Consider the following 25,234-nt stretch of genomic DNA (forward strand, 5'->3'; position numbering starts at 1 on the left):
CGCAGGAATCACCGGCGGACCGGGGATTCCTGCAGCCCTACCCCCACCGCCCCGTCCGCGACAGCAGCGCCGCGACAGCGGCCACCCCGGCAGTGGAGGTGCGCAGCACCTCGGGGCCGAGACGTACGGCGACCGCCCCCTCGGCGACGAACCCGGCGACCTCCTCGTCGGTCAGCCCGCCCTCGGGCCCGACCACGACCAGGATCTCGCCCGCGTCCGGGAGGGCGATCGCGCCGAGCGGCTCGCTCGCGTCCTCGTGCAGGACGACCGCCAGCTCGGCGCCGCGGATCATGTCCAGCACGTCCGCGGTGGTGGCGAGTGGTGGGACGACCGGGTGCCAGGCCCGGCGGGCCTGCTTGGCGGCCTCGCGCGCGGTGCTCTGCCACTTCGCGTGGGACTTGGCGGCCCGCTCGCCCTTCCAGACCGCGACGCTGCGGGTGGCAGCCCACGGGACGATCCGGGCGGCACCGATCTCGGTGAGCACCTCGACCGCGAGCTCTCCGCGATCGCCCTTCGGCAGCGCTTGCACGACGGTGACCGATGGCGCCGGCTCACTGACCTCGTCGACCGCTGTCACCCGGACCTCGAACGAGCGCTTCGAGGTCGCGCTCACCACGCCGGTGACGATCACGCCGATGCCGTCGGCCAGCGTGACCTGCTCACCGACCCGCAGGCGCCGTACGACGACGGCGTGGTGGGCCTCGTCGCCCTCGACGGTGACGATCACGCCGCGGGTGACCCCGGCGAGGGACGGCACCACGTGCTGCGGGAGCGTCACCGGTCGAACCTCGGCGTCAGTGCTGGTTGAACGCGTCGCGGAGCCGCCCGAAGACCGACTTCTGCGTCGCCCGCACGCGGCCGGTCGGCTGCTCCTCACCACGCAGCGTGGCCAGCTCGCGGAGCAGCTCCTCCTGGCGGGGGTCGAGCCGGGTCGGGGTCTCGACGGTGACCGTCACGATCAGGTCGCCGCGGCCGCCGCGCAGCCCGGGCACGCCCTGGCCGCGGACGACGCTCTCGCTGCCGGACTGCGTGCCGGGCGGGACCTCGAGCTCGAAGCTGGTCTGGAGCCCCGACGCTGCTGCACCCTCGGCGTCGACGAGGTCTGCCTCGAGCGTCGGCAACGTCAGCGTCAGCCCGAGCGCCGCCGCGGTCATCGGTACGACGACGGTGCAGTGCAGGTCGTTGCCGTGGCGGGTGAAGGTCGGGTGGGGCGCGACGTGGATCTCGACGTAGAGGTCTCCCGGCGGACCACCGCCCGGGCCGATCTCGCCCTGCTCGCTCAGCTGGACGCGGGTCCCGGTGTCGACGCCGGCGGGGATCTTGACGGTGAGGGTACGGCGCGACCGCACCCGCCCGTCGCCCGCGCACTCGCGGCACGGGTCGGGGATCACGGAGCCGAACCCGCGACACGCGGGGCACGGCCGCAGGGTGCGGATCTCGCCGAGGAACGAGCGCTGGACGTGGGCGACCTCGCCCTGCCCGTGGCAGGTCTCGCACGCGACCGGCTTGCTGCCCGGGGCCGCGCCGTCGCCGCCACAGGTGGTGCAGCGGATCGCCGTGTCGACCTTCAGCTCGCGGGACACGCCGAACGCCGCCTCGGCAAGGTCGACCTCGAGCCGGATGAGCGCGTCCTGGCCGCGTCGGGTCCGCGGCCGCGGGCCGCGGGTCGCGCCACCGGCCGAGCCGCCGAAGAACGCGTCCATGATGTCGGTGAAGGAGAAACCGGCTCCCTGGCCGCCGAACCCACCGCCGAACGGGTCGCCGCCACGGTCGTAGGCCGCCCGCTTCTGCGGGTCCGACAGCACCTCGTAGGCCGCCGACACCTTCTTGAACTGCTCCTGCGCCTCCGGGTCGGGATTGACGTCGGGGTGCAGCTGGCGGGCGAGGCGCCGGTAGGCCTTCTTGATGGCGTCGGCGTCCGCGTCGCGGGCGACACCGAGGAGGTCGTACAGGTCCTGGCTCACGTGCTTCCTTGCTTCTCTGGGTGGGTGCGTCTGGGACGGGGGGTCAGCCCTCGTCGAGGATCCTCGACACATAGCGGGCGACGGCGCGAACGGCCGCCATCGTGCTCGGGTAGTCCATCCGGGTCGGGCCGACGATGCCGAGCGAAGCGAGAGCGTCGTCAGGCCCGTAGCCGGTCGCGACCACGCTGGTCGACGACAGCTCCTGGTAGGGGCCTTCGGCGCCGATGCGGACGGTGACGGCGCCGCCGCTGGTGGCCTCACCGAGGAGCTTGAGCAGCACCACCTGCTCCTCGAGCGCCTCGAGCAGCGGCCGGACCGCGGAGTCGAAGCTGTCACCGAAGCGGGCGAGGTTCGCCGTACCGCCGACGGCGATGCGCTCGTCGGACCGGTGGTCGCTCATCGCCTCGACCAGGACGTCGACCACCGCGGTGGTGGCCGCGGGGGCCGGCTGGTCGCCGGCGAGCAGGTCGTGGAGCGCGACGGCGGCCTGCGCGATCTGCTCGCCCGTCGCGGCGAGGTTGACCCGCGACCGCAGCGCGGCCAGGTCGTCGTCGCCCAGCTCCTCGCCCAGCTCGACCAACCGCTGCTCGACCCGCCCGGTGCTGAGGATCAGCACGACCAGCAGCCGGGAGGGGGTCAGCGCGACGATCTCGATGTGCCGCACGGTCGATCGGGACAGCGTGGGGTACTGCACCACGGCCACCTGGCGGGTCAGCTGCGACAGCACCCGGACCGACCGGTGCACGACGTCGTCGAGGTCGACCGCGCCGTCGAGGAACGTGGCGATCGCCCGCCGCTCGGCGGAGCTCATCGGCTTCACGGTGGTCAGCCGGTCGACGAACAGCCGGTAGCCCTTGTCGGTCGGCACCCGCCCCGCGCTGGTGTGGGGCTGCGCGAGGTAGCCCTCGTCCTCGAGCGCGGCCATGTCGTTGCGGATGGTGGCCGGCGAGACGTTGAGGCCGTGCCGCTCGACCAGCGCCTTGGAGCCGACCGGCTCCTCGGTCGCCACGTAGTCCTCGACGATCGCGCGCAGCACGGCGAGCCTGCGGTCCTCCTGCATCTCGCCTCCTGTCTGGTCAATCGTTGGTCAATCGTTTGGCACTCGGATCTCGGGAGTGCCAAGGATACCGCCGCCGGCGAGGACGGCGACGCACCCTGTCGCCACGGGATCGTATAGGTTAGGCTTACCTAAACTGAGCGAAGGAGCGATCGTGACCGTCGACAGCAGCCACCGCACCGAACCGGCCAACGCAGCTCAGCTCGCCGCCGCTGCCCGCAGCATCCTGGCCTGTCCCGACGACGTCCAACTCGTCGTCGACGGCGTCGACGACATCGCCGCCGGCCTCGACGACGCGGACGGCACCGGCGGCGGCGGTCTCGACCTCCGCGACATCGAGGGGAGCCCGGTCTTCACCTGCCCGGCCGGCACGCCGCTCGCGCAGGCCGCCGCCGCCGGGAGGAACGCGCTCGTCACGCTCACCAGTGGCCTCGGCCGGCCCGGCTCCCCCTCCCGACGCGCGTCGGTCACCCTGGCCGGCCGACTGGCGATCGCTGACCGGGAGGAGTGCCCGTGCTGTGACCGGGTGCGGGACACGCTCTGCCTCGAGCTCGACTTCGTGCTGCTCACCTACCCGGGCCGCGAGCCGGGTGAGCAGGTCCAGCAGCGGGTGCCGCTGACGGCGTATTCCTCCCCTGCCCACCAGCTCAACCGCGGCTTCCTCCAGCGATCCGTCGAGCACGCGAACAACTGCCACCAGGACGATCTCCGGCAGGCGATCGCCACGACGACCGACACCCGGCTCCGCGACGTCGTCGGCGTCCACCTCGCCGACCTGCGGCCGGACCGGGTCGAGGTCCGCTGGGTCGACGTCTCCGGCGCGCACGCCCGCACCCTGGAGTTCGGACGCTCCGCGACCACCCCGGCCGAGCTCGGCCGACTGCTCCGGGAACACCTCCACGACACCATCTGCTGACACCCCGTACCGTCCGGGTGTGCCGTTCACCGAGATCGCCGACCGGGTGTGGGTCGCCCGCTATCCCTGGCTCGACGTCAACGTCAGCGTGGTCGGCGGTGACCGCGGCCTGGTCGTCGTCGACACCCACAGCTCGGCGCGCGTCGCACGGGAGGTCGTCGCCGACGTGCGGGCCCTCCGTGCCGGCGAGGTGGTGGCGGTGGTCAACACCCACGAGCACTTCGACCACACGTTCGGCAACGTGACGTTCCGCGAGGAGTACGGCGACGCCCTGCCGATCCACGCGACCGACGAGGCCGCCGAGCGGACGGTGAGCGCGGGCGAGCGGATCAAGCGGACCTACGCCGACGCCGCCGACGACCCGCACCGCGACGAGGTCCTGGAGACGCCGATCGTGCCCGCCGACCACGTGTTCTCGTCGGCCAGCGTGATCGACCTCGGTGACCGCGGGGTCGAGCTGGTCCATCCCGGCCGCGGGCACACCGGCGGCGACCTGGTCGTCCGGGTGCCCGACGCCGACGCGCTGCTGGCCGGCGACCTGGTCGAGGAGTCCGCACCGCCGGCGTACGGCGCCGACTCGTTCCCGATGGACTGGCCGCTGACCCTGCACCTGGTGCTCAACCTGACCACCCCGGGCACGGTCATCGTTCCCGGCCACGGGGCCCTGGTCGACCGGGCGTTCGTCCAGGACCAGCGCGCCGACATCGGCGTCGTCGCCGAGACGATCCGCGACCTCGCCGGGCGCGGCGTGCCGGTCGACGAGGCGCTCGCCGCCGCGGACTGGCCGTTCCCGCGCGAGGGGCTGGCGGACGCCGTACGACGGGGCTATGCGCAGCTCCCCCGCGCGCAGAAGCGGCTGCCGCTGATCTGAGGATCGACGGCCCCGGTTGGGGTGAGGTCATCGAGCAGGAAGTGCCCTAGCCGAGGGATCGGCCGCCACCTCGGGCATCGGCGCGAACACCTCGAGCGGTTCGGCCTTGCCCTTGAGCGGGACGCTGCCGCGCGAGACCAGGGGCACCTCACGCTGCAGCATCGCGGCGGTGGCCGCCGTGATCAGCACGTCGTCGCCGGTCTGGCGCGTTGCCGCCTCGACCCGGGCCGCGGTGTTGACGGCGTCACCGATGACACTGAAGTTCAACCGACCGGCTCCGCCGATCGACCCCGCCACCACGCGGCCGGTGTTGACGCCGGCGGCGACCCTCAGCCCGGCGTCCTTGGCCGCGACGGCCGCGACGATCTCGCAGGCAGCCGCCACGGCGCGGTCGGCGTGGTCCGGGAACAGCTCGGGCGCACCGAACACCGCCATCAGGCCGTCGCCGATGAACTTGTCGATGTGTCCGCCGTGCCGGTCGACGATCGGGACGATGACCTCGAACATCCGGTTGAGGGCGGCGATCACCTCGGGTGCAGGGGCGCTCTCGGCGTACGACGTGAACCCGCGGACGTCGCAGAACATGATCGACACGTCGATCTCGACCCCCTCCTCCGGGAACTGCCCCGAGAGGATCAGCGCGGCGACCTCCTTGTCGACGTACGTGCCGAACGCCGCGCGCATCTGCTCACGCTCCTCCAGCCCGCGGGTCATCAGGTTGAAGTCGTGGGCGAGCTCGCCGAGCTCGTCGCTCGTCATCACCGGCACCCGGGTGGTCAGGTCACCGTCGGCGACCTTGGCCATCGCTGCGCGCACGCGCTCGATCGGCATCGTGATCGCCTCGGCGAGCAGAACCGACAGCTCCTGAGAGAGCGCCAGGCCCACGCAGACCGACGCCACGACCGCGAGCACCAGATCGTCGGACCCGTCGCGATCGCCGAGCAGGCTCGCTACGAGCAATGCCGTTGCGATCGTGTAGACCGAAGGTCCGAGCATGATCCGCTTGCGCACCGGCAACCCGAGACGCGCGAACGGGAAGTCGTCGGGCAGCACCTTGGCGATGTCGGCGACCAACGGCCGGGACAGCATCTCGCCCGCTGAATAGCTCAGCACCGTGGCGTAGACGGCAGGCACCACGCACGCGAGCACGAGCGCGAAGAAGTCGACCCACCGCAGGTCGAACAGGATGACGCCGAAGACGCTGGTCGGCAGGACGACGACGGGGTTGATCCACCAGCTGTTGCGGCGGAACTGACGGTAGGTCAGGGTCGCCGCCGTCTCCCAGGCGCTGACGGTCTCCGCCGGTGTCGGGTCGGCGGTGTCGTGCCAGGTGCGGACCGCGCAGAACGCCGATCGGGTGCGAACCGACGCGGCGAAGATCGCGATCGCGGTCAGGATCGAGCCGAACGTCGCGAGCCGGGCCACCTGGTGCGCGCTCGCGTCGTAGTAGGACGCCAGGATGACGACCGTCACCAGGGCGACGAAGACCGACACGAGTGCCTGGCCGATCGCCAGCACCAGCCAGTAGCGCGATCCAAGGCGCTCGTACAACCACGCGGTGATGCGATCGAGCACGTTTCGAGTGTGACGGCTGCCGGTGACATCCGTCCACCGAACAGGAGGTTCGGCGCGGCAGCCCGACGGTCGCCGCGGAGCGCCGTACGGTTTCAGGTCGTGACCGATCGTTACGGGACCGACGTGCTGGCCGGGGACTGGAAGAAGCCGAAGAACGGCCGCGCCGTGGAGGCGCCGGCCGAGATCGGCGCGGTCGTCGAGGAGGTCACCGCGGACTGGTGCGGTGAGATCGTCGCGGTCGACCGAGACCTGCACACGCTCACCCTCGAGGACCGGCGCGGGAAGCGCCGTACCTTCCCGCTCGGGCCGGGCTTCCTGCTCGAGGGCAAGCCGGTGATCCTGACCGCCCCGGTCCGCCGTACGGCGCAGCCGGCGAAGCCGACCCGTACGGCGAGCGGGTCGGTCGCCGTGCACGGCGCCAAGGCCAGGGTGGCCCGCGCCAGCCGGATCTTCGTCGAGGGCCGCCACGACGCCGAGCTGGTGGAGAAGGTCTGGGGCGACGACCTGCGGATCGAGGGCGTGGTCGTCGAGTACCTCGGCGGCGTCGACGACCTGGCCGACCACCTGGTCTCGTTCAAGCCCGGTCCGCAGCGGCGGGTCGGCGTCCTCGTCGACCACCTGGTGCGCGGGTCGAAGGAGTCGCGGATCGCCGACGCGATCGTGCGCGGGCCGAACGGTCCGCACGTACGGATCGTCGGGCACCCCTTCGTCGACATCTGGCAGGCGGTCAAGCCCGAGCGGATCGGGCTGAAGGCGTGGCCGACCATCCCCCGCAACATCGAGTGGAAGAAGGGCGTCTGCCAGCACCTGGGCTGGCCGCATCGCGACCAGGCCGACATCGCCCGCGCGTGGCAGCACATCTTGTCGAAGGTCGGCTCCTTCGCAGACCTCGAGCCCGAGCTGCTCGGCCGGGTCGAGGAGCTGATCGACTTCGTGACGGTCGAGTGAGCCAGGGGCGCCGTCAGGACCGCAGCACGCGACCCTGCGCGTCACGCGGGCTCGACGAGGCGAGGATGACGATGCCGTCGATCACCGACCACAACCACAGTGCCCACGCCACCGGCACGAACACGAAGCCGATGATGAAGATGAAGAGCACCCAGAAGAGTGCCCAGGCCACGAAATGGCCGATCAGCTGGACCAGCCCGATCGCGATGTGGCCGGTGTAGAGCCGCCCGACGCCGAGCACCCCGACGAACGGCAACAACAGCTGCAGCAGGCCGGCGACGACCTTGCTCTTGTCCGAGTACGCCAGCCCGGTGGCCGGATCGACGGCGAAAGGCACCGGCACCGGGACGGCCACGCCGTACGGAACCGGCGGCGCGCCGTACTGCTGGTACGGCATCTGAGGAGGCGATGGGTAAGGGACCGGCGCCGCTGAGTAAGGGGCGGGCTGCGGCGTGATGTCCCGCGACTCGGGCGGGTTCCCCAGGTCGGCCATGGCCGGACCCTAGTGGAGCGCGGTCGGCGGCGGTGGGCTTTCGGAGAACCGCTCCGCGGCCAGCGCGGCTCAGCTCATCCGCATCGGGCGGCCGTTGCCGTCGCGGGGGTTGCCGACGAGGATCATGATGCCGTCGATGAACGGCCACAGACCGCCGATGCCGCAGGTGAAGAGGGTGACCAGCAGCTGCGCGACGCCCAGGCCGGTCTGGCCCATGTACATCCGGCCGATGCCCAGCGGGATCACGATCTGGAGCAGCCCGGCGACGAGCTTGGTCTTGTCGGAGTACGGCAGCCCGGTGAACGGGTCGACGCCGTACGGCGCGGCCGGGTTGAACCCGTACGGCGCCGGCGGTTGCTGCCCGGGCGGTTGATAGGGCTGGTACTCCGGCGGCTGCTGTCCCACGACACGAGCATACGGACGTTCAGGGCAGCACGTCGCGGACCACGAGGTCGGCGAGCAGCCGGCCGTGCCGGGTCAGCACCACCCGGCCCGCCTGCTGCCACGGGCCGGCCTCGACCAGCCCGCGCCGAACCAGGTCCGGGAGCGCGGCGCGCCCGGCGTCGTCGAGGGTGTCGCCCGCCAGACCCTCGCGGATCCGGACCTCGAGCAGCACCCGCTCCACCCGCTGCGTCTCCGCATCCAGCACCTCCCGGGCGTGCGCGGGGCTGGCACCGGCCGCGAGCCGGTCGCCGTACGCCGCGGGATGCTTGACGTTCCACCACCGCACGCCTCCGACGTGGGAGTGGGCGCCCGGCCCGATGCCCCACCAGTCGGCGCCGGTCCAGTAGCCGAGGTTGTGCCGGCAGCGGGCCTCGCTCCCCCTCGCCCAGTTGGAGACCTCGTACCACTCCAGGCCGGCGGCGGTCAGCAGGTCGTCGGCGGCGACGTACTTGTCGGCTAGGTCGTCCTCATCCGGCATCGGCAGCTCACCCCGCTTGACGCGGCGGGCGAGCGCCGTGCCCTCCTCCACGATCAGCGAGTACGCCGAGACGTGGTCGGGCTCGCAGGCGAGCGCCGCCTCGACCGAGGTCGCCCAGTCCGCCCCGCTCTCCCCCGGAGTGCCGTAGATGAGGTCGAGGCTGATCTGGTCGAACCCGGCCGCGCGGGCGGCCGCCACGACAGCGGGCACCCGCTCCGGGTCGTGGGTGCGGTCGAGCGTGGCGAGCACGTGCGGGACCGCCGACTGCATGCCGAACGAGATCCGGGTGTAGCCGGCCGCCCGCAGCCGCTCGAGGTAGGCCCGGTCGACGGAGTCGGGGTTGGCCTCGGTCGTCACCTCCGCGTCCGGCACCAGCCCGAACTCGTCGTCGATCGCGCCGAGCAGGCGGCCCAGGTCGGCGGCCGGCAGCAGGGTCGGCGTGCCGCCGCCGAGGAAGACGGTCGCCACCGGCAGGTCCCGCTCACCGAGCACCTCGCGCGCCAGCCGGACCTCGTTGACCGCGTGGTCGACGTACGTCGCGCGCGAGACGCCGCCCCCCAGCTCCTCGGCCGTGTAGGTGTTGAAGTCGCAGTAGCCGCAGCGGACCCGGCAGAAGGGGACGTGCACGTAGAAGCCGAACGGCCGGGTCCCGAGCGGCGCCAGCGCCGCGACGGGGAGACTGCCGTCCTTCGGGAGGGGGTCCCCTTCGGGCAACGCGGACGGCACCAGCCCAGTGTCTCAAAAGTTGAGTACCGGTACCCATCCCGGCGATGACCGCCGCTGTCAGGATCGGCACGTGCTCACGACGACCCGCGCCGCCGCGGCGCGCCGGCGACTACGACGGGTACGTCGCGGACCGTGCGGACGTCAGCAGCTCGGAGTCCGTGGACGTCGTCGGTGCCGCGGGGATGCTCTACACCTACTCCGACCACGACTTCACCGTGATCCGGGCGGTCGAGGGCGCGGCCTTCATCGAGCTGCGCGGCACGTTCCTGAGTCGAGCAGAGTTCGACGACTTCCTCGCGGGCCTGCACACGGCCAGCGAGGACGAGTTCACGGCCGCGCTCGACGACGCTGGCGTCACGCCGGAACGTTGAGGGTGCGGCTCAGCCGTAGAACGAAGCGATGAGGTCCTCGTTGTTGGCCTCGACGACCGAGCGCTTGACCTTGAGCGACGGCGTCAGCTCGCCGGACTCGATGGTCAGGTCGTGGTCGAGGAGCTCCCACTTCTTGATGGTCTCCCAGCGGTTGAGCTGGGAGTTGAGCTCGTCGACGTAGTCGCCGATCATCGAGCGCACCTTCTCGGAGCGGACCAGCTCGGTGTAGTCCGTGCCGCCCATCTCGTTCTCGGCGGCCCAGCCGGCGATGGCGTCGGGGTCGAGGGTGATCAGTGCGACGACGAAGTTGCGCTCGGCGCCGAACACCATGAACTGGCTGACGTAGGGGCAGATCGCCTTGAACTTCGCCTCGATCGCAGGCGGCGCGATGTACTTGCCACCGGAGGTCTTGAAGAGCTCCTTGATCCGGCCCGTGATCCGCAGGAAGCCGTCGGCGTCGAGCTCGCCCTTGTCACCGGTGCGCAGCCAGCCGTCGGCGGTCATCGCCTCGGCCGTCGCCTCGTCGCGGTTGTGGTAGCCGGCCATGATGTGCGGGCCCTTGAGCTGGACCTCGCCCCCGTCGCCGATGCGCACCTCGGTGCCGGGGAACGGCATCCCGACGGTGCCGATCTTGTACTGGTCGGGGTGGTTGACCGTGGCGCCCGCGGCGTTCTCGGTCATGCCGTAGCCCTCGAGGATGAGGATGCCGGCGGCGTGGAACCACTGGGCGATCTCGGCGTTCAGCGCGGCCGAGCCGGAGATGAAGAACTTCACGCGTCCGCCGAAGCGCTCGCGGACCTTGCTGAAGACGAGCTTGTCGAAGAGCGCGTGCTGGACCTTGAGCGGCAGCGGGACCGGCTTGCCGGCCATCTTCAGCGCGTCGACCTTGGTGCCGACCTCGAAGGCCTTCTTGAAGATCTTCTCCTTGGCGCCGCCCTCGGCGGCCTGCATGGTGACGATGCGCGCGTGGGCCTTCTCGAAGATCCGCGGGGCCGCGCCCATGAAGGTCGGCTTGACGACACCCAGGTTGTCGACGATCTTCTCGACGCGGCCGTCGATCGCGGTCGCGAAGCCGCAGGCGAGCTGGGTCGAGAGCAGCACCTTGCCGAAGGAGTGGGCCATCGGCAGCCACAGGAACTGCAGGTCGTCCTCATTGAGGATGTCCTGCGCCTTGATCGCCTCGCCCTCGAACACCCACGCGCGGTGGAGCGTGCGGACACCCTTGGGGCGCCCGGTCGTGCCGGAGGTGTAGATCAGGGTGGCCAGCTGGTCGGGCCGGATCTCCTTGCTCACCGACTCGATCGCGTCGGGGTGCTCGGCCAGGTAGGCGTCGCCGAGCTCGGCGAGCGCGTCCATGGAGAGCACGAACTGGCCGTCGGCGAGACCTTCGTCGAACGAGATCACCTTGTCGAGGCCCGGCAGCTCGTCCCGGTGCGCCTGCAGCTTCTCGAGCTGGGTGGCGTCCTCGGCGAAGACGAAGCGGCACTCGGAGTCGCCCACGATGTAGGCGGTGTCCTCGGCGCCGGTCGATGGGTAGACCGTCGTCGTCGCGCCGGCGGCACACATGATCGCCAGGTCGGCGAGAATCCACTCGTAGCGGGTGGACGACGCGATGCCGACACGCTGCTCCGGCTCGAGGCCGAGCGAGAGCAGACCGGCCGCGAGGCGTCGTACCCGATCGCCCGCCTGGGACCAGGTCACCGACTCCCAGGCGTCACCCCGCGGGAAGCGGAACGCCTCCTTGGAGCCGGACGTGGCGACGCGATCCAAGAACTGGATCGCCACGTTCTGCGGCATGTGCTCGAGGAAACTGGTGTCGTGAGTGATGGGCATGACGCTCCTCATGCGGTTCCGAGACCGACGGGTGATGGGACGTAACTTAGATCACTCCCGAACCCACCGGTAGCACGCCCCCTTCACCGCGCGAGGTAGTCGTCGACCTTCTGCCGCAGCCGGGGCGCGAGCCCGTCGATCGCGAGCAGCTCCGGCAGCCGGGTCCGGTCCAGGTTGAGGGCGACGAACAGGTCCCGCACCGTGACACCGTGCTGCGGCTCGTGCACGACCTCGATGGCGTCGCCGGCCGCGATCGAACCGGTCGTGAGGACCCGGAGGTACGGCCCCGGTCGCCGCTCGAGCGTGAACCGCTTCACCCAGGCGGTGTTGTCGAACCCGCCCAGTCCCAGCCAGCCCTTGAAGTCGTTGCAGGGCGTGCGGACGCTGGCGATCTCCAGCACCACCTCGCCGATCTGCAGTCGGGTGCCGACGGCGGCGTTGGTCAGGTCGATCCCCTCGGTCGTCAGGTTCTCGCCGAACAGGCCGTCACGGATCTCCCGACCGAGCTCCGCCTCCCAGAAGTCGAGGTCCTCCCGCGCGTAGGCGTAGACCGCCTGGTCGACGCCGCCGTGGTGACGGGTGTCGGAGACCTGGTCCCCGGCGATGCCGAGCTCGGTCACCCCCACCGGTCCGGTCACCGGCTGCTTGTCGATCGACGTGCGCCCGATGTCGGCCCACGCGGCTTCCTTGGGCTGGCCGACGTGGACGGAGAGGAGGCGAGGCATACCGCGATCGTCCCAGGTGGCGGTCGTCAGCGTCGCGTGATTATCCCGTCGCGACGTACGACGAACGCCCGCGGTCGTGGAGCAACTACCGCGGTGATGAGGATGCTCCCCCAGCGCTATGACCGGTCACTGCGCCGAGGGAGCGACCCCTACACCGAGGAAGTGGGCGGGAGCGGCAACGCCCGGGACACCGTGATGCTGGTCTGGGTCGTGACGTAGCCGAGGTGCTCGTTCAGCCGCGCCATCGACGCGTTGCCGGCCTGGGTCCAGGTGTAGACCTCGCGCAGCCCGTGGTCCGCCGCCCAGTGCAGCGTCCGGCGCTTGAGGTGGGAGGCGATGCCGCGGCCGCGCCAGTCCCGCCGTACGGCGGTCAGCGCGTTCTCGGCTCGGTCGGGATTGTCCTGGTCCAGCCGGAGCCCCGCGCACCCGATCACCTCGCCGTCGTACAGGGCGAGGAACATCGGGTCGCCGCCCCAGGTGGTGTTCCACTGCTCGGCGCTGATCGCGAGTGGGGTGTGGAGTGCGAAGTCGCCGAGCGCCTCCCTGCCGAACCGCTCGTAGCAGTCGGCCCAGAGCCCGGGCCGCTCGCTCGAGGTGACGACCTCGACCCCGTCCGGCGGCGACGGTGCAGGCGGGCCCTCGGCGCCGACGGTGCGGACCTGTTCGATCTCCCGGTCCACCTCGACGAACCCGAAGCGATCGGCGAACGCCAGCGAGCCCTGGTCGTCGACGCTGCCCAGGAGCACCGGCAGGCCGAGGCCGGCGCAGTGCTCGGCCAGCGCCTCCAGCAGGGCTGTTCCGACACCCTCGCGCCGGTGCTCCGGCAGCACCCGCGGCGCGGCGAAGCCACCGCCGGCGGTGTCGGACTCGTCGGCGATGCCGGAGCCGACCACGGTGCCGTCGTCCCGACGGGCCAGCACCAGGAGCCGCTTCGGCGACTCCTGCGCCTTCATCTCGGCGACCGACATGCACCGCTCCCCCGGCGCGACCGCGATCCGCACCGCGCGCCACGCCTCGAGGTCGTCGTCGGTCGCACAGGCGGAGATGTCCATGACGCAAGAGTGACCGGACGAGGGCGTGCCGTCGACCGATTTCAGTCCTGGACGGCCTTCGCGACCGTGATGCAGCAGGTGACGCGCTCGCGCTCCTCGGCGGACAACGGTCGCCCGGCGCGGGCGGCGTCGGCGTAGGCCCAGTGCACGTTGAGGATGCTGCGCACGACCACCCAGTCCCTCGCCCGCGCCTCGTCGAACTCGGCGGCGTCGACCAGCAGGTGGAACCGGCGGCGGATGCCGTCACGCACCGACCCGCCCCCGATAGCACCGCCGTACTCCTCGAAGCGGTTGCGCAGCATCGGCTCGATCTCGTAGTGCGGGTCGCCGTTCGTCGGCTTCGGGTCGATGGCCAGCCAGGCCGGCTCGCCGCCGCGCTCGCCGAGCAGCACGTTCTCGTAGTGGAGGTCGGCGTGGATCACCGCGGTGGCCGGCTCGGCGCACAGGTCGCGGGCGAGGGAGACCGTCTGGTCGACGAGGCGCCGCGGAACGGGTACGGCGTGCGCGTCGCGCTCGAGGGCGGCGGCCCAGCGTCCGACGTACGACGCCTGCTCGCGCAGCTGAGGCATCGGCGGGACGTGCAACCGGCTGTAGAGGCCGGCGACGATCTCGCAGGCCTCCTCGTCCCATCGGTCGCTGAGGTCGGTCGGCTCCAGCCGTTCGAGCAGGAGTGCCCGCCGGCCCGGATCGGCGCGCAGCAACCGGGCGGCTCCCCTGCCGCGCCACCGCTGGAGAGCGAGGTGCTCGTGATCGGACTCCTCCGCATCGGCATCCGTGTGCAGCTTGAGCACGGCGGCGACCCCGGACGGCGTGCGCACCGGCAGCACCAGCGAGCAGAAGCCGTGCATCGACTTCCCGTCGGCGCTGAGCTCCCACTCGTCCAGCAGCCCGGTGGCCAGCCCGGGAAGCCGGTCCAGCCACGCCTCCCAGGCCGGGCCCAGCGACCGCTGCCGGTCGAGTCCGGGCGGGATCGTCAGCACCGGTGCCTCAGCGGAGGTCGTCGACGGAGATGAGGGTGGGCACGCCGTTCGCGACGTCGATCAGCAGGTCCTGGTCGGCGACGACGTAGCCCTCGGCGCCGGAGAGCTGCTCGCCGGTCGCGGTGTCGAGCACGACCTGGCCGAGCGGGTCGGTGCCGTTGGCCCGGAAGGCGACCACCCCGGAGCCGACCTGCGTCGACAACCCGTCGACCTCGTCGCGTGGCACGTCGGAGGTCCACCTCACCTTGCCGGTCGCGAGGTCGAGGCCGACGATCGTCCCGTCGGTGTCGAACGCCACCACGGTCGACGTCGACAGGTCGGCGGCCTCGGTCCAGATGCCGGTGAGCCGGATGTCCTCCTGCGCCTTCCAGACCACCTCGAGGCTCGGCAGGCGGACCAGCCGGACGCCGTCGACGGTCTCGAGGAGGAGGCGGTCGTCGTCGACCTGCGCCGTCGAGTCGCCGGCGCGTCCGACCTTGCGGCCGCTGGCGAGGTCCACCAGGCCACCCGCGAGATCGTCGACCAGGGTCGGACCCAGTGTCGTCACCGGCGCGCCCTCGGCGAGCCCGCCCTTCGCGACGGTCTCGCCGGTGCGCGCGTCGAGGACCAACCAGTCGTTGTTGTCGAGCGACTCGAAGATGATCGAGCCGCGGCCCTCGTAGTTGCCGGCGAGGTGGCCGGCGAGCTCGATCGCCCAGAGCTGCTCGCCCTCGGGGGTGAAGCCGGCGACCAGCTTCGGCTCATCGTCGTACAGGTCGGCGTACGCCTCCTGCGCCTCGACGACGACGATCGGCCCCTCGGCGGTCGGCACGCAGCCGCCCGAGGTGCGCCAGTCGTGGGTGATCACGACGTCCGAGCCGTCGGGCGGCGTCACCTCCGGCACGACCACGCGGTCCTCGTGCACGAGCGCGACGTGCAGATCCTCGTCGGGGTTCGCCATCACCGCGAACGAGCCGCACGTGTCCAGGTGGCCCGCGACGATCAGGTGGTCGTCCCAGATCACCTCGCCGAGGTGGACGGGGGGTTCCTCGTCTTCGTCCGGCTCCGCGTCGCCCGCGCAGCCGGCCACGAGCAGCAGCACTGCCGCCGCGGCCGAGATCCACCAGCGCGTGGTCACTTCTTGGGCTTGTCCCCCGCGGGCCCCGACGTCGACAGTGCGGCGACGAAGGCCTCCTGGGGCACCTCCACCCGGCCGACCATCTTCATCCGCTTCTTGCCTTCCTTCTGCTTCTCGAGCAGCTTGCGCTTGCGGGTGATGTCACCGCCGTAGCACTTGGCCAGCACGTCCTTGCGAATCGCGCGGATGTTCTCGCGGGCGATCACGCGGGCGCCGATGGCGGCCTGGATCGGCACCTCGAACTGCTGCCGCGGGATGAGCTCCTTGAGCTTCGACGCCATCATCACGCCGTAGGAGTACGCCGCCTCGCGGTGCACGATCGCGCTGAACGCGTCGACCGGCTCGCCCTGCAGGAGGATGTCGACCTTGACCAGGTCGGCGGCCTGCTCTCCCGAGCGCTCGTAGTCGAGGGAGGCGTAGCCCTTGGTGCGGGACTTCAGCTGGTCGAAGAAGTCGAAGACGATCTCGCCCATCGGCAGCGTGTAGCGCATCTCGACGCGGTCCTCGGAGAGGTAGTCCATCCCCTGCAGGTTGCCGCGCTTGGTCTGACAGAGCTCCATGATCGCGCCGATGTAGTCGCTCGGCGACAGGATGGTGGCGCGGACGACGGGCTCGCGGACCTCGGCGATCTTGCCGTCGGGGTACTCGCTCGGGTTGGTCACCTCGAAGGTCTTCCCGTCCTCCATGACGACCTCGTAGACCACGTTGGGCGCGGTCGCGATCAGGTCGAGGTTGAACTCCCGCTCGAGCCGGTCGCGGGTGATCTCCATGTGCAGCAGCCCCAGGAACCCGACCCGGAAGCCGAAGCCGAGTGCACCCGAGGTCTCCGGCTCGTAGGCCAGGGCGGCGTCGTTGAGCTGCAGCTTCTCCAGTGCGTCGCGAAGCACGGGATAGTCGTCGCCGTCGATGGGATAGAGGCCGGCGTACACCATCGGGTTGGGGTGCTTGTAGCCGCCGAGCGCCTCGGTCGCGCCGTGGTGCTGGCTGGTGACCGTGTCGCCGACGCGGGACTGGCGGACGTCCTTCACCCCGGTGATCAGGTAGCCGACCTCGCCGACGCCGAGGTCCCCGGCCTTCACCGGCTCGGGGCTGATCACGCCGACCTCGAGCATCTCGTGGACGGCGCCGGTCGACATCATCTTGATCCGGTCGCGGTGGCTGAGCTTGCCGTCGATGACCCGGACGTAGGTCACCACGCCGCGGTAGGTGTCGTAGACGGAGTCGAAGATCAGCGCCCGCGGCGGCTTGTCGGCCCGACCGACGGGGGCGGGCGTCTGCTTCACGATCTCGTTGAGCAGCGCCTCCACGCCGACGCCGGTCTTGGCGCTGGTCAGGAGCACGTCGGAGACCTCGCAGCCGACCAGACCGGCCAGCTCCGCGGCGTACTTCTCCACGTTGGCGCTCGGCAGGTCGATCTTGTTGAGCACCGGGATGATGTGGAGGTCCGCGCCCATGGCGAGGTAGAGGTTCGCGAGGGTCTGCGCCTCGATGCCCTGGGCGGCGTCGACGAGGAGCACTGCGGCCTCGCACGCCTCGAGCGACCGGGACACCTCGTAGGTGAAGTCGACGTGGCCCGGGGTGTCGATCATGTTGAGCACGTAGGTGTCGGGCCCCGCATCGATGCCGTGCTCTCGGGCTGCTTCCTCCGTGACCGTCCACGGCATCCGGACGGCCTGGCTCTTGATGGTGATCCCGCGCTCGCGCTCGATGTCCATCCGGTCGAGGTACTGCGCCCGCGCCTCCCGCTCGCCGACCACGCCGGTGAGCTGCAGCATCCGGTCGGCCAGCGTCGACTTGCCGTGGTCGATGTGGGCGATGATGCAGAAGTTGCGGATGATCGCCGGGTCGGTACGACCGGGCTGCGGTGCGGGTGCGGGCATGATCCGGCCATTCTCCCAAAGGGCTGCTCAGTTAGGTGAATCCTGCCTATCGGTAGGCGTCGACCAGCTCCTGTCCGATCCGCGCCAGCTCCCGGGCCCGCACTACCTGGAGCAGCTCGGCGAGCAGTGATTCGTCGCCGCGGGTTGGGGGCGTCGTACGGCGGGCGTCGGATGCCGTTCGCCGTGCCCGGGGACGTTCGACGTCATGACCTCGGACCTCTCGGACAGCCCCCAGCCCGCCTTGCGCGCCTCCCGTCGCGGGCTGCTCGGCGGCGCCGCCCTCACCGTCGGCGCAGCCGGCCTCGCCCTTCCGTCCCGCGCGCTCGGCGCACCGTCGCCCGCATTCGGATCCGCCTCCCTGATCTCGAGGGGGCGGCCCGCACTCACGCACGGCGTCCAGTCCGGTGACGTTCGCGTGGGCGCCGCCACCCTCTGGGCCCGCGCCGACCGGCCGTCCCGGCTGATCGCAGAGATCTCGCGCGATGCACGGTTCCGCGACGTGCGCCCGGTGCGCGGACCGGTCGTCACCCCCGACACCGACCTCACCGGCGAGATCCACCTCTTCCGCCTCCCGGACGGGATCGACCTGCACTACCGGATCCGCGCGGTGTCGCTCGACGACAGCCACCGCGCCGGAGAGCCCGTGGTTGGGCGACTGCGAACGGCACCGCGCCCGAACGACGACGTACGGTTCCTGTGGTCCGGCGACATCGCCGGCCAGGGATGGGGCGTCAACCCGGAGTACGGCGGCTTCCGGGTCGCCGACGCGATGCGGGCCCGCCGCCCCGACTTCTTCCTCTGCAGCGGCGACAACATCTATGCCGACGGCCCCGTCCAGGCGAGCGTCCCGCTCCCCGACGGCTCGACCTGGCACAACCTGGTGATCCCGGAGAAGACGAAGGTCGCCGAGACGCTCGAGGAGTACCGCGGCCAGTACAAGTACAACCTGATGGCCGACAACTGGCGTGCGTTCCTCGCCGAGACCTCGCAGGTCGTCCAGTGGGACGACCACGAGGTGACCAACAACTGGTACCCGGGCGAGATCCTCGCCGATGCTCGCTACACCGAGAAGAGCGTCGACGTGCTCGCCGCCCGGGCGGGCCGGGCCTTCCACGAGTTCCTGCCCGTCGCACCGATCTCGCCCGATGACGAGGGCCGCGTCTACCGGGTGATTCACCACGGTCCGCACCTCGACCTCTTCGTGCTCGACATGCGGGCGCACAAGAACCCGAACACCGGCAACCGCGAGCCCGTCGCCGACGGCGGCGTGCTCGGCAACCGCCAGACCGAGTGGCTGATCGGCGAGCTCAGGAAGTCGCGGGCCACCTGGAAGGTCATCGCCGCCGACCTCCCGCTCGCGCTGGTCGTGCCCGACGGGTCGGCCGCCCAGGAGGGCATCGCACAGGGCGACAACGGGGCGCCGCTCGGCCGCGAGCTCGACATCGCGCGGGTGCTGACGGCACTCTCGCGGCTGCGGATCCGCAACCACGTCTGGCTGACCGCCGACGTCCACTACACCGCGGCGCACCACTACTCCCCCGATCGGGCGGCCTACCAGGACTTCGACCCGTTCTGGGAGTTCGTCTCCGGGCCGGTCAACGCCGTGGTCGCGAACGCCCCGAACGCCCTCGACGGCACCTTCGGACCGCGGGCCGAGTTCGTCGCGGTCGCGCCGACCGCCGGCACCGGTCCCGCCAGTGGGCACCAGTACTTCGGCGAGGTCGAGATCTCCGGCGAGACCCGGCAGCTGACCGTCAGCCTTCGCGGTCTCGACGGCGCGGCGCTCTGGTCGACGACGCTGGATCCCGGGCCCCGCTGACGCCGAGTCGGCTCATCTCAGAATGCGCCGACTCGGCGTCGTACGGAACCGGAGATGAGCCGACTCGGCGGAAATGGAGAGGCCAGACGCGCCGACTGGGGCGAGGATGGGCGCCGTGACCGTCGTACCGCTGCCCACCCGGATCCCGCACGGCCGTACCGCCCGCCGGCTGGAGTGGTCGTTCCTGCCGCCGCACATCCGCTCCGAGGTGGAGCGGCGGGTCGGGGCGCCCGTGACCGACGCCGTCTCGCGGACATCCGGGTTCACGCCGGGGTTCGCGTCGGTGCTGACCTGCGCGGACGGCAGCCGGCACTTCGTGAAGGCGGCGTCGACCATCGCCCAGCGGGCGTTCGCCGACGCCTACCGCGAGGAGGCCCGCAAGCTGCAGATGCTGCCGGACGGCGTCCCCGCTCCGCGGCTCCGCTGGATGCACGACGCCGACGACTGGGTCGTCCTGGGCTTCGAGTACGTCGACGGGCGGGCGCCGCTGCGGCCCTGGGCGCCGGACGAGCTCACGGCGGCGTCCGCCATGGCGGTCGAGATCGCCCGGCTGCTCACGCCGGCGCCGCCGGGGATCGACCGGGCGGTCGACGAGTTCGCCCGCTGGCCGGGCTATGGACCGCGATCGACCACCCGCGGGCCGCGGAGTGCCAGGCGCTGGCCGCCCGGTACGCCGAGGTCGTCGAGGGCGACACCCTGGTCCACACCGACATCCGCGACGACAACCTCCTGGTCCGCAGTGACGGCTCGGTCGTGATGTGCGACTGGAACTGGCCCGTGGTCGGCGCGCCCTGGATCGACTCGCTGTTCCTCCTCATCGGCCCGCGCGGCGACGGGCTCGACGTCGAGAAGCACATCGCCTCGCACCCGCTGCTGTCGACCGTCGATCCCGACGACATCGACGTCGTGCTCGCGCTGGTCCTCGGCTACTTCGAGACCTCCGCCGCCCTGCCCGCGCCACCCACGTCGCCGTACCTCCGCGAGGCCCAGGCCTGGCAACGCGACGTCCTGCACGGCTGGCTCGCCGAGCGCCGGGGCTGGGCGCCGCAGTGACCGCACCGCGTGCGGTGGGCGTGCGGGCGCCGTACGCCACGATGCCGGACGTCGTGCGCGCCTGGGTCGACGACACCCTGGGCTCACCGGTGGTCGAGGCGGTCGACCAGGTCGGCGGCATGTCGCCGGGCTGCGCCACCCGGTTGCGGTGCGCCGATGGGACCAGGGCGTTCGTCAAGGCCGTCGGGACCGACCTCAACCGGGACACGCCGACCCTGTTCCGGCGCGAGATCACGGCCCTGACGCTGCTCGGGTCGCATCCGCTCTGGGCCGGCCTGCTGGCGGCGTACGACGACGGCGACCGGGTCGCGCTGCTGCTGGAGGACGTCGACGGCGGCCACCCGGACCTGGCCGACGACGCCACCATGGAGCGCCTGGTCGCGGCGACCGACGACCTGGGCGCCGCGATGCGGAGCCGGGTCGACGCGACCGAGGTCCAGGACCTGGTCGGCAGCGTGCTGATGAAGCCGGGGCTGACAGACCTGCGCGCGGTGTTCGGCCACTGGCTGGCGGCGTTCGACGACCTCGCCCGGCTACCGGACGCACCGGTGCCGGCGTGGGTCCGAGCCGAAGCGGCCGAGTGGCGCAAGCGGATGGCCGTCCTCGCGGACTGCCGCACCGACACCCTCGTCCACTGGGACGTCCGGGTCGACAACCTGCTGCAGCGGCGGACCGGTGAGATCGTCTTCCTCGACTGGGGTGCCGCGGGGGTCGGCGAGTCGTGGCTGGACCCGCTCCTGGCGCGGCTCGAGAGGGTCGACCGGGCGTGGTTCGACCGTTCGGTGGCCACGTCGCCTGCCCTGGCCGCGCTCGGCGACGACGCCATCACGACCTGGCTGGTCGGCATCGGCACCAACCTGGCGGTGCGGGCCGTGACCGCGGTCGACCTCAACCTGCCGACGCTCGCCGACTTCCGGCGGGTCGAGTCGGCGCGGTTCCTCGGCGCCGCGGCCCGGCGGCTCGGGCTCTGAGAGCCGGACCGGACCGGCGTCCTGGCGCCTCGCCGGTCGATTTGGGTGCGCTCCGACACCGCTGTTAGCCTTGCCTGTCGCGTCCGCCGCAGGTCTTTTGCATGCCCTCCTCGGTGCCGACGCACTCCGGACCAGACCAGCTTTCACCGATCGAAACGACAGAGGCGTATCAGTGGCAAACATCAAGAGCCAGATCAAGCGGAACAAGCAGAACGAGAAGCGCCACGAGCGCAACAAGGCCGTCAAGACCGGCCTGAAGAGCGCCGTCCGCAAGTTCCGCGAGGCCGCCGAGGCCGGCGACAAGGAGCAGGCCATCGCGCTGGGTCGCGACGCGGCCAAGAAGCTCGACAAGGCCGCCTCCAAGGGCGTCATCCACAAGAACCAGGCCGCGAACCGCAAGTCCGCGATCATGAAGAAGGCCGCCTCTCTCTGAGGCCCTGGCTCCGGTCCGGAGCTTTGACGAAGTGTCAAACTTGGCCCTTCGAAATGTCAGAACCGCCCGTGGATCCACGGGCGGTTCTGACATTTCGAAGGGCCAAGTTTGACACTTCGTCACGTCAGCCCGCCTCGCGGAGGGAGGCGATGGTCAGCACCAGGCGCTCCAGCGTGTACGACGCATCGCTGGACGCTCCCTTGAGATCCGCATCCGCCTTGGCGACCGCCCGGATCGCCCGCGCCAGCGCCGGAGGCGTCCAGCCCCGGGCCTGGGCGTTGAGGCTCTTCAGTTTCCACGGCGGTATCCCGCCGTCGCGGTTGCCGGCGACGTGGTTGGCGAGCGAGCGCAGCTGCCCCGCGACGGCGGACAGGATGTAGACCTCGGACGTGCCGCTCTCGATCGACCAGCGCAGCTCCTGCAGCGCCAGGGCCCGCTTGCCGGCCAGCATGGCGTCGGCGATCTCGTAGTTCTTGACCTCGGCACGGCCACCGAAGTAGCGACCGACCTTCTCCTCGTCGATCCGCTCACCCGGGAAGTCGCTGGTCAGCTGGTCGACCGCGGCGGCGAGCGACCGGAGGTCATGCCCGACCGCGATGACGAGGACCTCGGCGGCCTGCTTGTCGAGGGTGGCGCCGCGCCGCCGGGCCTCGCCGACCGCGAACCCGCCCATCTCCCACGCCTTGACCTCGCCGGACTTGATCTCGGTGACGGTGGGGAGCTTGCGCAGCTTGGTGAGCACGCCGGAGCCCTTGGGCCCGCCGCCGTGCACCAGCACCAGGGCGACGTCCTCCGCCGCCTCGGCGGCGTAGCGCAGCAGTCCGTCGACGGACTCGTCGGGCAGGTTCTCCAGGCCGCGGACGACGACACAGCGCACCGTGGAGAAGAGCGATGGCGCCGAGAGCTCGCCGAGCGTGGCGAGCGTGAGATCGGCGCCCGTGGCCTCGGAGATCTCTGCCTCCGGGTCGTGGGCCCGGACGACTGAGCGCACCTCGTCGACCGTGCGTGCACTCAGGAACTCCTCCTTGCCGGTAACCAGGATCACCCGGCCCAGCACGTCCTCCGCCCGCATGGCGGCGAGCCTAGTCCGAGGTGACGACAGTCGGTCCGCCCTCCCCCGCCACCACCGCGACATCGCCGTCCTGGTCGGTGCGGGCGATCTCGGCGCCGCCGTAGACGAGGGCGTCGAGCAGCCACGGATCGGGGTGTCCGTAGTCGTTGTCCTCGCCCACCGACACGACCGCGATCTCGGCGTCGAGCGAGCGCAGCCAGTCGGTGTCCTGGTGGGTGCTCCCGTGGTGCGGGATCTTGAGCACGTCGATGTCGAGGTCGGGCAGCACGGCTGCGAGGCGCTGCTGGCCGGGCGGCTCGATGTCGCCGGTGAGGAGCATCCGGATCCCGCGGGACTCGATGAGGAGGACCACGCTCGCATCGTTGGCCGCCGAGCCGTCGCCGGGACCGCGGACCGGGGCCGGCAGGTCGGGCCAGAGCACCTGGAGCGTGACGTCGCCGTACCGAAGCGTCCTGCCGTACGACGCCCGGGTGACCACCACGCCCGCCTCAGCCGCCGTCCGCGTCACCTCCTCCACCCCGGCAGCGGGGTCGAGCATCGGGCTCGCCTCCACGACCCCGACCGTGCGCCCGTCCAGCACGCCCGGCAACCCGGTGATGTGGTCGGCATGGAAGTGGGTCAGCACCACCAGCGGGACCTGGGTGACGTCGAGCCGGTCGAGGCACCGGTCGACGAGGTCGGGGTCCGGGCCGGCGTCGACGACGATCGCCTGGTGGGGCGCGACCGACACGGCGAGCGCGTCGCCTTGACCGACGTCGCACGCCGCCAGCACCCACCCGCGCGGCGGCCAGCCGCGAAGCCAGCCGCCGGGGACCGACGCGATCCGACCCGGCACGCCCAGTACCACGACCAGCGACGCGACGACGACAACGACGCCGAGGCGCCGTCGGCGCAACAGCGCGGGCGCGGCGAGAGCCACGCCCAGGCACAGTGCGACGAGGGCGGCGATCGCCAGCACGCCCGAGCCCCACCCCACCGAGGGGACCGGCAGGTCGGCGCCCCACCGCGCCACCAGCACGATCCAGCCGACGCAGAGGGCCGCCCCCGTGCCGACCACCCGGCCGAGGGGATCCCACACCAGTCCCGCCAGTCCCCCGGCCAGGCCGAGCACTGTCGCCGGCCCGACGAGCGGGGCGACCAGCAGGTTGGCCAGCACGGCCACCAGGCTGACCTCGCCCGAGAGCGCGGCGATGACCGGAGTGCACGCGAGCTGGGCGGCGAACGGGACTGCGATCGCGCCGGCCATCGGCATCGGGAGCCACTGTCCGAGCGCCGCCTGCACCCGCGGCCCGAGCAGGACGATCCCGCCGGTCGCGAGCACCGAGAGCGCGAACCCGGCCGACACGGCCAGCGCCGGCGACACCAGCAACAGCGCGGTGACCGCCACCCCGAGCGCCCGCAGGCCGCGACGCCGCCCGTCGGTCCCGAGAGCGAAGAGCCCGACGGTCCCCATGGCGGCGGCGCGGACGACGCTCGGCTCGGTGCGGGCGAGCAGGACGAACCCCACGATGCCGAGCAGGCCGACCAGAGTCAGCCAACGACCCCGCACCCCGACCGAACGCGCGAGGAGCAGCAGGAAGCCGACCACCAGGGTGAGGTTGGTGCCCGACACGGCCGTCAGATGGGTGAGCCCGGTCGTCCGGAAGTCACGCTCGACCTCGTCCGGCAGGCCGACGTCGTCACCGACGACGAGTGCCGGCACCAGCTCACGCTGGGCCGCCGGCCGGCCGTCGACCGAGTCGCGGATCGAGGACCGGACCGCCGCTGCGCCGCGCCACCACACGTCCGGCCCCCGGATCCGGACGGGCGGCCGGGACCCGACGACCAGGGCTGCGAGGTCGGCGTCGTCCGCGGGCGCGAGCCGACCCACCCACCTCACCTCGGACCCGAGCGCAACGCGCGACCAGCCCGGGTCACCGAGGGCGAGCACCACCCCTCCCAGCCGGTACCTCGTGCCACGCGCGGTCACCTCGCAGACCCGGACCCGCACCACGACCTGCTGGCCCCACTGGCCGTCGACCACGAGCGGGTCGGACACGACGGTCCCGCGCAGCTCAGCCACGGCTCGCTCCTCGGCGACCGCCCGCAGCACCCCGTGGGCGACCGCCTCGCTCCGCAGCAACGCGCTCGCGACCACCCCGGTGCCCACCACGGCGCAGCCCACCAGCAGTCGGGAGCCCCGTGCCCTTCCCTGCCGCGCCAGGACGACAGCGACGACGACGAGCGCGACGGGAAGCCAGACCGACCAGGCGCCCACGCCGTACGCCGCGATGCCGCCCAGCCAGCCGACCGTCACGACGACCGCCATCCGCAGGTCGTGAGCCGGCCTGCGCCCGGGGTCGACCTCGGTCTGCTGCGTCATGGCGGGGAAGCTACGGAGGCCTCCCGACGCGGACCCGCTCGACCGGAGGACGCTGTGGAGTACGACGCAGCCGGGAGGCCCTGTGGACGACAAC

24 protein-coding genes are annotated in these 25,234 nt (G+C 71.7%); 9 read left to right on the forward strand and 15 right to left on the reverse strand.

What is annotated here, in order from left to right:
• Positions 1–37: 37 nt before the first annotated feature.
• From D0Z08_RS23840 to hrcA, 3 genes are read right to left on the reverse strand one after another with little or no spacing between them, the layout of a single operon-like run.
• The gene (locus D0Z08_RS23840) at positions 38–778 is read right to left on the reverse strand and encodes a 16S rRNA (uracil(1498)-N(3))-methyltransferase (RefSeq protein WP_118927783.1); all 741 of its coding nucleotides are present in this window, start codon (positions 776–778) and stop codon (positions 38–40) included.
• 16 nt (positions 779–794) lie between these two features.
• Positions 795–1,964 (reverse strand): molecular chaperone DnaJ, encoded by a 1,170-nt coding sequence (gene dnaJ, locus D0Z08_RS23845; RefSeq protein ID WP_118927784.1) that lies wholly within the window; start codon positions 1,962–1,964, stop codon positions 795–797.
• Between the two features lie 43 nt (positions 1,965–2,007).
• Complete coding sequence (gene hrcA, locus D0Z08_RS23850) at positions 2,008–3,024, reverse strand: heat-inducible transcriptional repressor HrcA (protein WP_118927785.1); 1,017 nt, start codon at positions 3,022–3,024, stop codon at positions 2,008–2,010.
• 151 nt (positions 3,025–3,175) lie between these two features.
• Between hrcA and D0Z08_RS23855 the strand changes: the two genes are divergently transcribed.
• Together D0Z08_RS23855 and D0Z08_RS23860 are read left to right on the forward strand one after the other, a co-directional pair.
• Positions 3,176–3,937 carry a hypothetical protein gene (locus tag D0Z08_RS23855; protein WP_118927786.1) on the forward strand — a complete coding sequence of 254 codons (762 nt, stop codon included), beginning with the start codon at positions 3,176–3,178 and terminating at the stop codon, positions 3,935–3,937.
• A 19-nt stretch (positions 3,938–3,956) separates the two neighbouring features.
• Positions 3,957–4,808 carry an MBL fold metallo-hydrolase gene (locus D0Z08_RS23860; RefSeq protein WP_118927787.1) on the forward strand — a complete coding sequence of 284 codons (852 nt, stop codon included), beginning with the start codon at positions 3,957–3,959 and terminating at the stop codon, positions 4,806–4,808.
• 27 nt (positions 4,809–4,835) lie between these two features.
• On the opposite strand, the gene D0Z08_RS23865 is transcribed toward D0Z08_RS23860, so the two are convergent.
• Positions 4,836–6,383 carry an adenylate/guanylate cyclase domain-containing protein gene (locus D0Z08_RS23865; protein ID WP_118927788.1) on the reverse strand — a complete coding sequence of 516 codons (1,548 nt, stop codon included), beginning with the start codon at positions 6,381–6,383 and terminating at the stop codon, positions 4,836–4,838.
• A 99-nt stretch (positions 6,384–6,482) separates the two neighbouring features.
• Between D0Z08_RS23865 and D0Z08_RS23870 the strand changes: the two genes are divergently transcribed.
• Positions 6,483–7,331, forward strand: coding sequence for a DUF3097 domain-containing protein (locus tag D0Z08_RS23870; protein WP_118927789.1), 849 nt, complete (start codon positions 6,483–6,485; stop codon positions 7,329–7,331).
• 13 nt (positions 7,332–7,344) lie between these two features.
• Here the strand turns inward: D0Z08_RS23870 and D0Z08_RS23875 are convergent, their stop codons facing one another.
• The 3 genes from D0Z08_RS23875 to hemW all read right to left on the reverse strand — a co-directional run bounded on the left by D0Z08_RS23875 (position 7,345) and on the right by hemW (position 9,472).
• Positions 7,345–7,824, reverse strand: coding sequence for a TM2 domain-containing protein (locus D0Z08_RS23875; RefSeq protein ID WP_147381527.1), 480 nt, complete (start codon positions 7,822–7,824; stop codon positions 7,345–7,347).
• 69 nt (positions 7,825–7,893) lie between these two features.
• Positions 7,894–8,229, reverse strand: coding sequence for a TM2 domain-containing protein (locus tag D0Z08_RS23880; RefSeq protein WP_118927791.1), 336 nt, complete (start codon positions 8,227–8,229; stop codon positions 7,894–7,896).
• Positions 8,230–8,248: 19 nt separating this feature from the next.
• Positions 8,249–9,472: a radical SAM family heme chaperone HemW gene (gene hemW / locus D0Z08_RS23885; RefSeq protein WP_118927792.1), complete on the reverse strand. Its 1,224-nt coding sequence runs from the start codon at positions 9,470–9,472 to the stop codon at positions 8,249–8,251.
• 44 nt (positions 9,473–9,516) lie between these two features.
• Between hemW and D0Z08_RS23890 the strand changes: the two genes are divergently transcribed.
• Positions 9,517–9,843, forward strand: coding sequence for a hypothetical protein (locus tag D0Z08_RS23890; protein WP_118927793.1), 327 nt, complete (start codon positions 9,517–9,519; stop codon positions 9,841–9,843).
• A 9-nt stretch (positions 9,844–9,852) separates the two neighbouring features.
• On the opposite strand, the gene D0Z08_RS23895 is transcribed toward D0Z08_RS23890, so the two are convergent.
• From D0Z08_RS23895 to lepA, 6 genes are all read right to left on the reverse strand, one after another.
• Positions 9,853–11,676: an AMP-dependent synthetase/ligase gene (locus D0Z08_RS23895; RefSeq protein ID WP_118927794.1), complete on the reverse strand. Its 1,824-nt coding sequence runs from the start codon at positions 11,674–11,676 to the stop codon at positions 9,853–9,855.
• An 83-nt stretch (positions 11,677–11,759) separates the two neighbouring features.
• Positions 11,760–12,401 (reverse strand): MOSC domain-containing protein, encoded by a 642-nt coding sequence (locus D0Z08_RS23900; RefSeq protein ID WP_118927795.1) that lies wholly within the window; start codon positions 12,399–12,401, stop codon positions 11,760–11,762.
• Between the two features lie 149 nt (positions 12,402–12,550).
• A complete protein-coding gene (locus D0Z08_RS23905) occupies positions 12,551–13,453 on the reverse strand; it encodes a GNAT family N-acetyltransferase (RefSeq protein WP_118927796.1) in 903 nt (300 codons plus the stop codon).
• 41 nt (positions 13,454–13,494) lie between these two features.
• Positions 13,495–14,433 carry an aminoglycoside phosphotransferase family protein gene (locus D0Z08_RS23910; protein ID WP_220454329.1) on the reverse strand — a complete coding sequence of 313 codons (939 nt, stop codon included), beginning with the start codon at positions 14,431–14,433 and terminating at the stop codon, positions 13,495–13,497.
• 7 nt (positions 14,434–14,440) lie between these two features.
• On the reverse strand, positions 14,441–15,550 hold the full coding sequence (locus D0Z08_RS23915; protein ID WP_118927797.1) for an outer membrane protein assembly factor BamB family protein: 1,110 nt from the start codon (positions 15,548–15,550) through the stop codon (positions 14,441–14,443).
• Entirely contained in the window at positions 15,547–17,430 is a 1,884-nt protein-coding gene (lepA, locus tag D0Z08_RS23920; protein WP_118927798.1) for a translation elongation factor 4, read from the reverse strand. Before lepA ends, D0Z08_RS23915 begins: the two co-directional genes overlap by 4 nt.
• 205 nt (positions 17,431–17,635) lie before the next feature.
• Between lepA and D0Z08_RS23925 the strand changes: the two genes are divergently transcribed.
• From D0Z08_RS23925 to rpsT, 5 genes are all read left to right on the forward strand, one after another.
• Positions 17,636–19,249, forward strand: a complete 1,614-nt coding sequence (locus tag D0Z08_RS23925) for an alkaline phosphatase D family protein (RefSeq protein WP_118927799.1) — start codon at positions 17,636–17,638, stop codon at positions 19,247–19,249.
• Positions 19,250–19,364: 115 nt separating this feature from the next.
• The gene (locus D0Z08_RS23930; RefSeq protein ID WP_245994372.1) at positions 19,365–20,006 is read left to right on the forward strand and encodes a hypothetical protein; all 642 of its coding nucleotides are present in this window, start codon (positions 19,365–19,367) and stop codon (positions 20,004–20,006) included.
• Positions 20,006–20,302 carry a hypothetical protein gene (locus tag D0Z08_RS33155; RefSeq protein ID WP_245994375.1) on the forward strand — a complete coding sequence of 99 codons (297 nt, stop codon included), beginning with the start codon at positions 20,006–20,008 and terminating at the stop codon, positions 20,300–20,302. Before D0Z08_RS23930 ends, D0Z08_RS33155 begins: the two co-directional genes overlap by 1 nt.
• Positions 20,299–21,273: an aminoglycoside phosphotransferase/kinase family protein gene (locus tag D0Z08_RS23935; RefSeq protein ID WP_118927800.1), complete on the forward strand. Its 975-nt coding sequence runs from the start codon at positions 20,299–20,301 to the stop codon at positions 21,271–21,273. Before D0Z08_RS33155 ends, D0Z08_RS23935 begins: the two co-directional genes overlap by 4 nt.
• A 172-nt stretch (positions 21,274–21,445) precedes the next feature.
• Positions 21,446–21,706, forward strand: a complete 261-nt coding sequence (gene rpsT, locus D0Z08_RS23940) for a 30S ribosomal protein S20 (RefSeq protein ID WP_118927801.1) — start codon at positions 21,446–21,448, stop codon at positions 21,704–21,706.
• Positions 21,707–21,830: 124 nt separating this feature from the next.
• Here rpsT and holA read toward each other — a convergent pair whose 3' ends face one another.
• Both holA and D0Z08_RS23950 read right to left on the reverse strand, forming a co-directional pair.
• Positions 21,831–22,778 (reverse strand): DNA polymerase III subunit delta, encoded by a 948-nt coding sequence (holA, locus tag D0Z08_RS23945; RefSeq protein ID WP_118927802.1) that lies wholly within the window; start codon positions 22,776–22,778, stop codon positions 21,831–21,833.
• Positions 22,779–22,788: 10 nt separating this feature from the next.
• The gene (locus tag D0Z08_RS23950) at positions 22,789–25,140 is read right to left on the reverse strand and encodes a ComEC/Rec2 family competence protein (RefSeq protein ID WP_118927803.1); all 2,352 of its coding nucleotides are present in this window, start codon (positions 25,138–25,140) and stop codon (positions 22,789–22,791) included.
• Positions 25,141–25,234: the final 94 nt, after the last annotated feature.

Origin of the sequence: Nocardioides immobilis, assembly GCF_003515065.1 — a bacterium.
GTDB classification, from domain to species: domain Bacteria; phylum Actinomycetota; class Actinomycetes; order Propionibacteriales; family Nocardioidaceae; genus Nocardioides; species Nocardioides immobilis.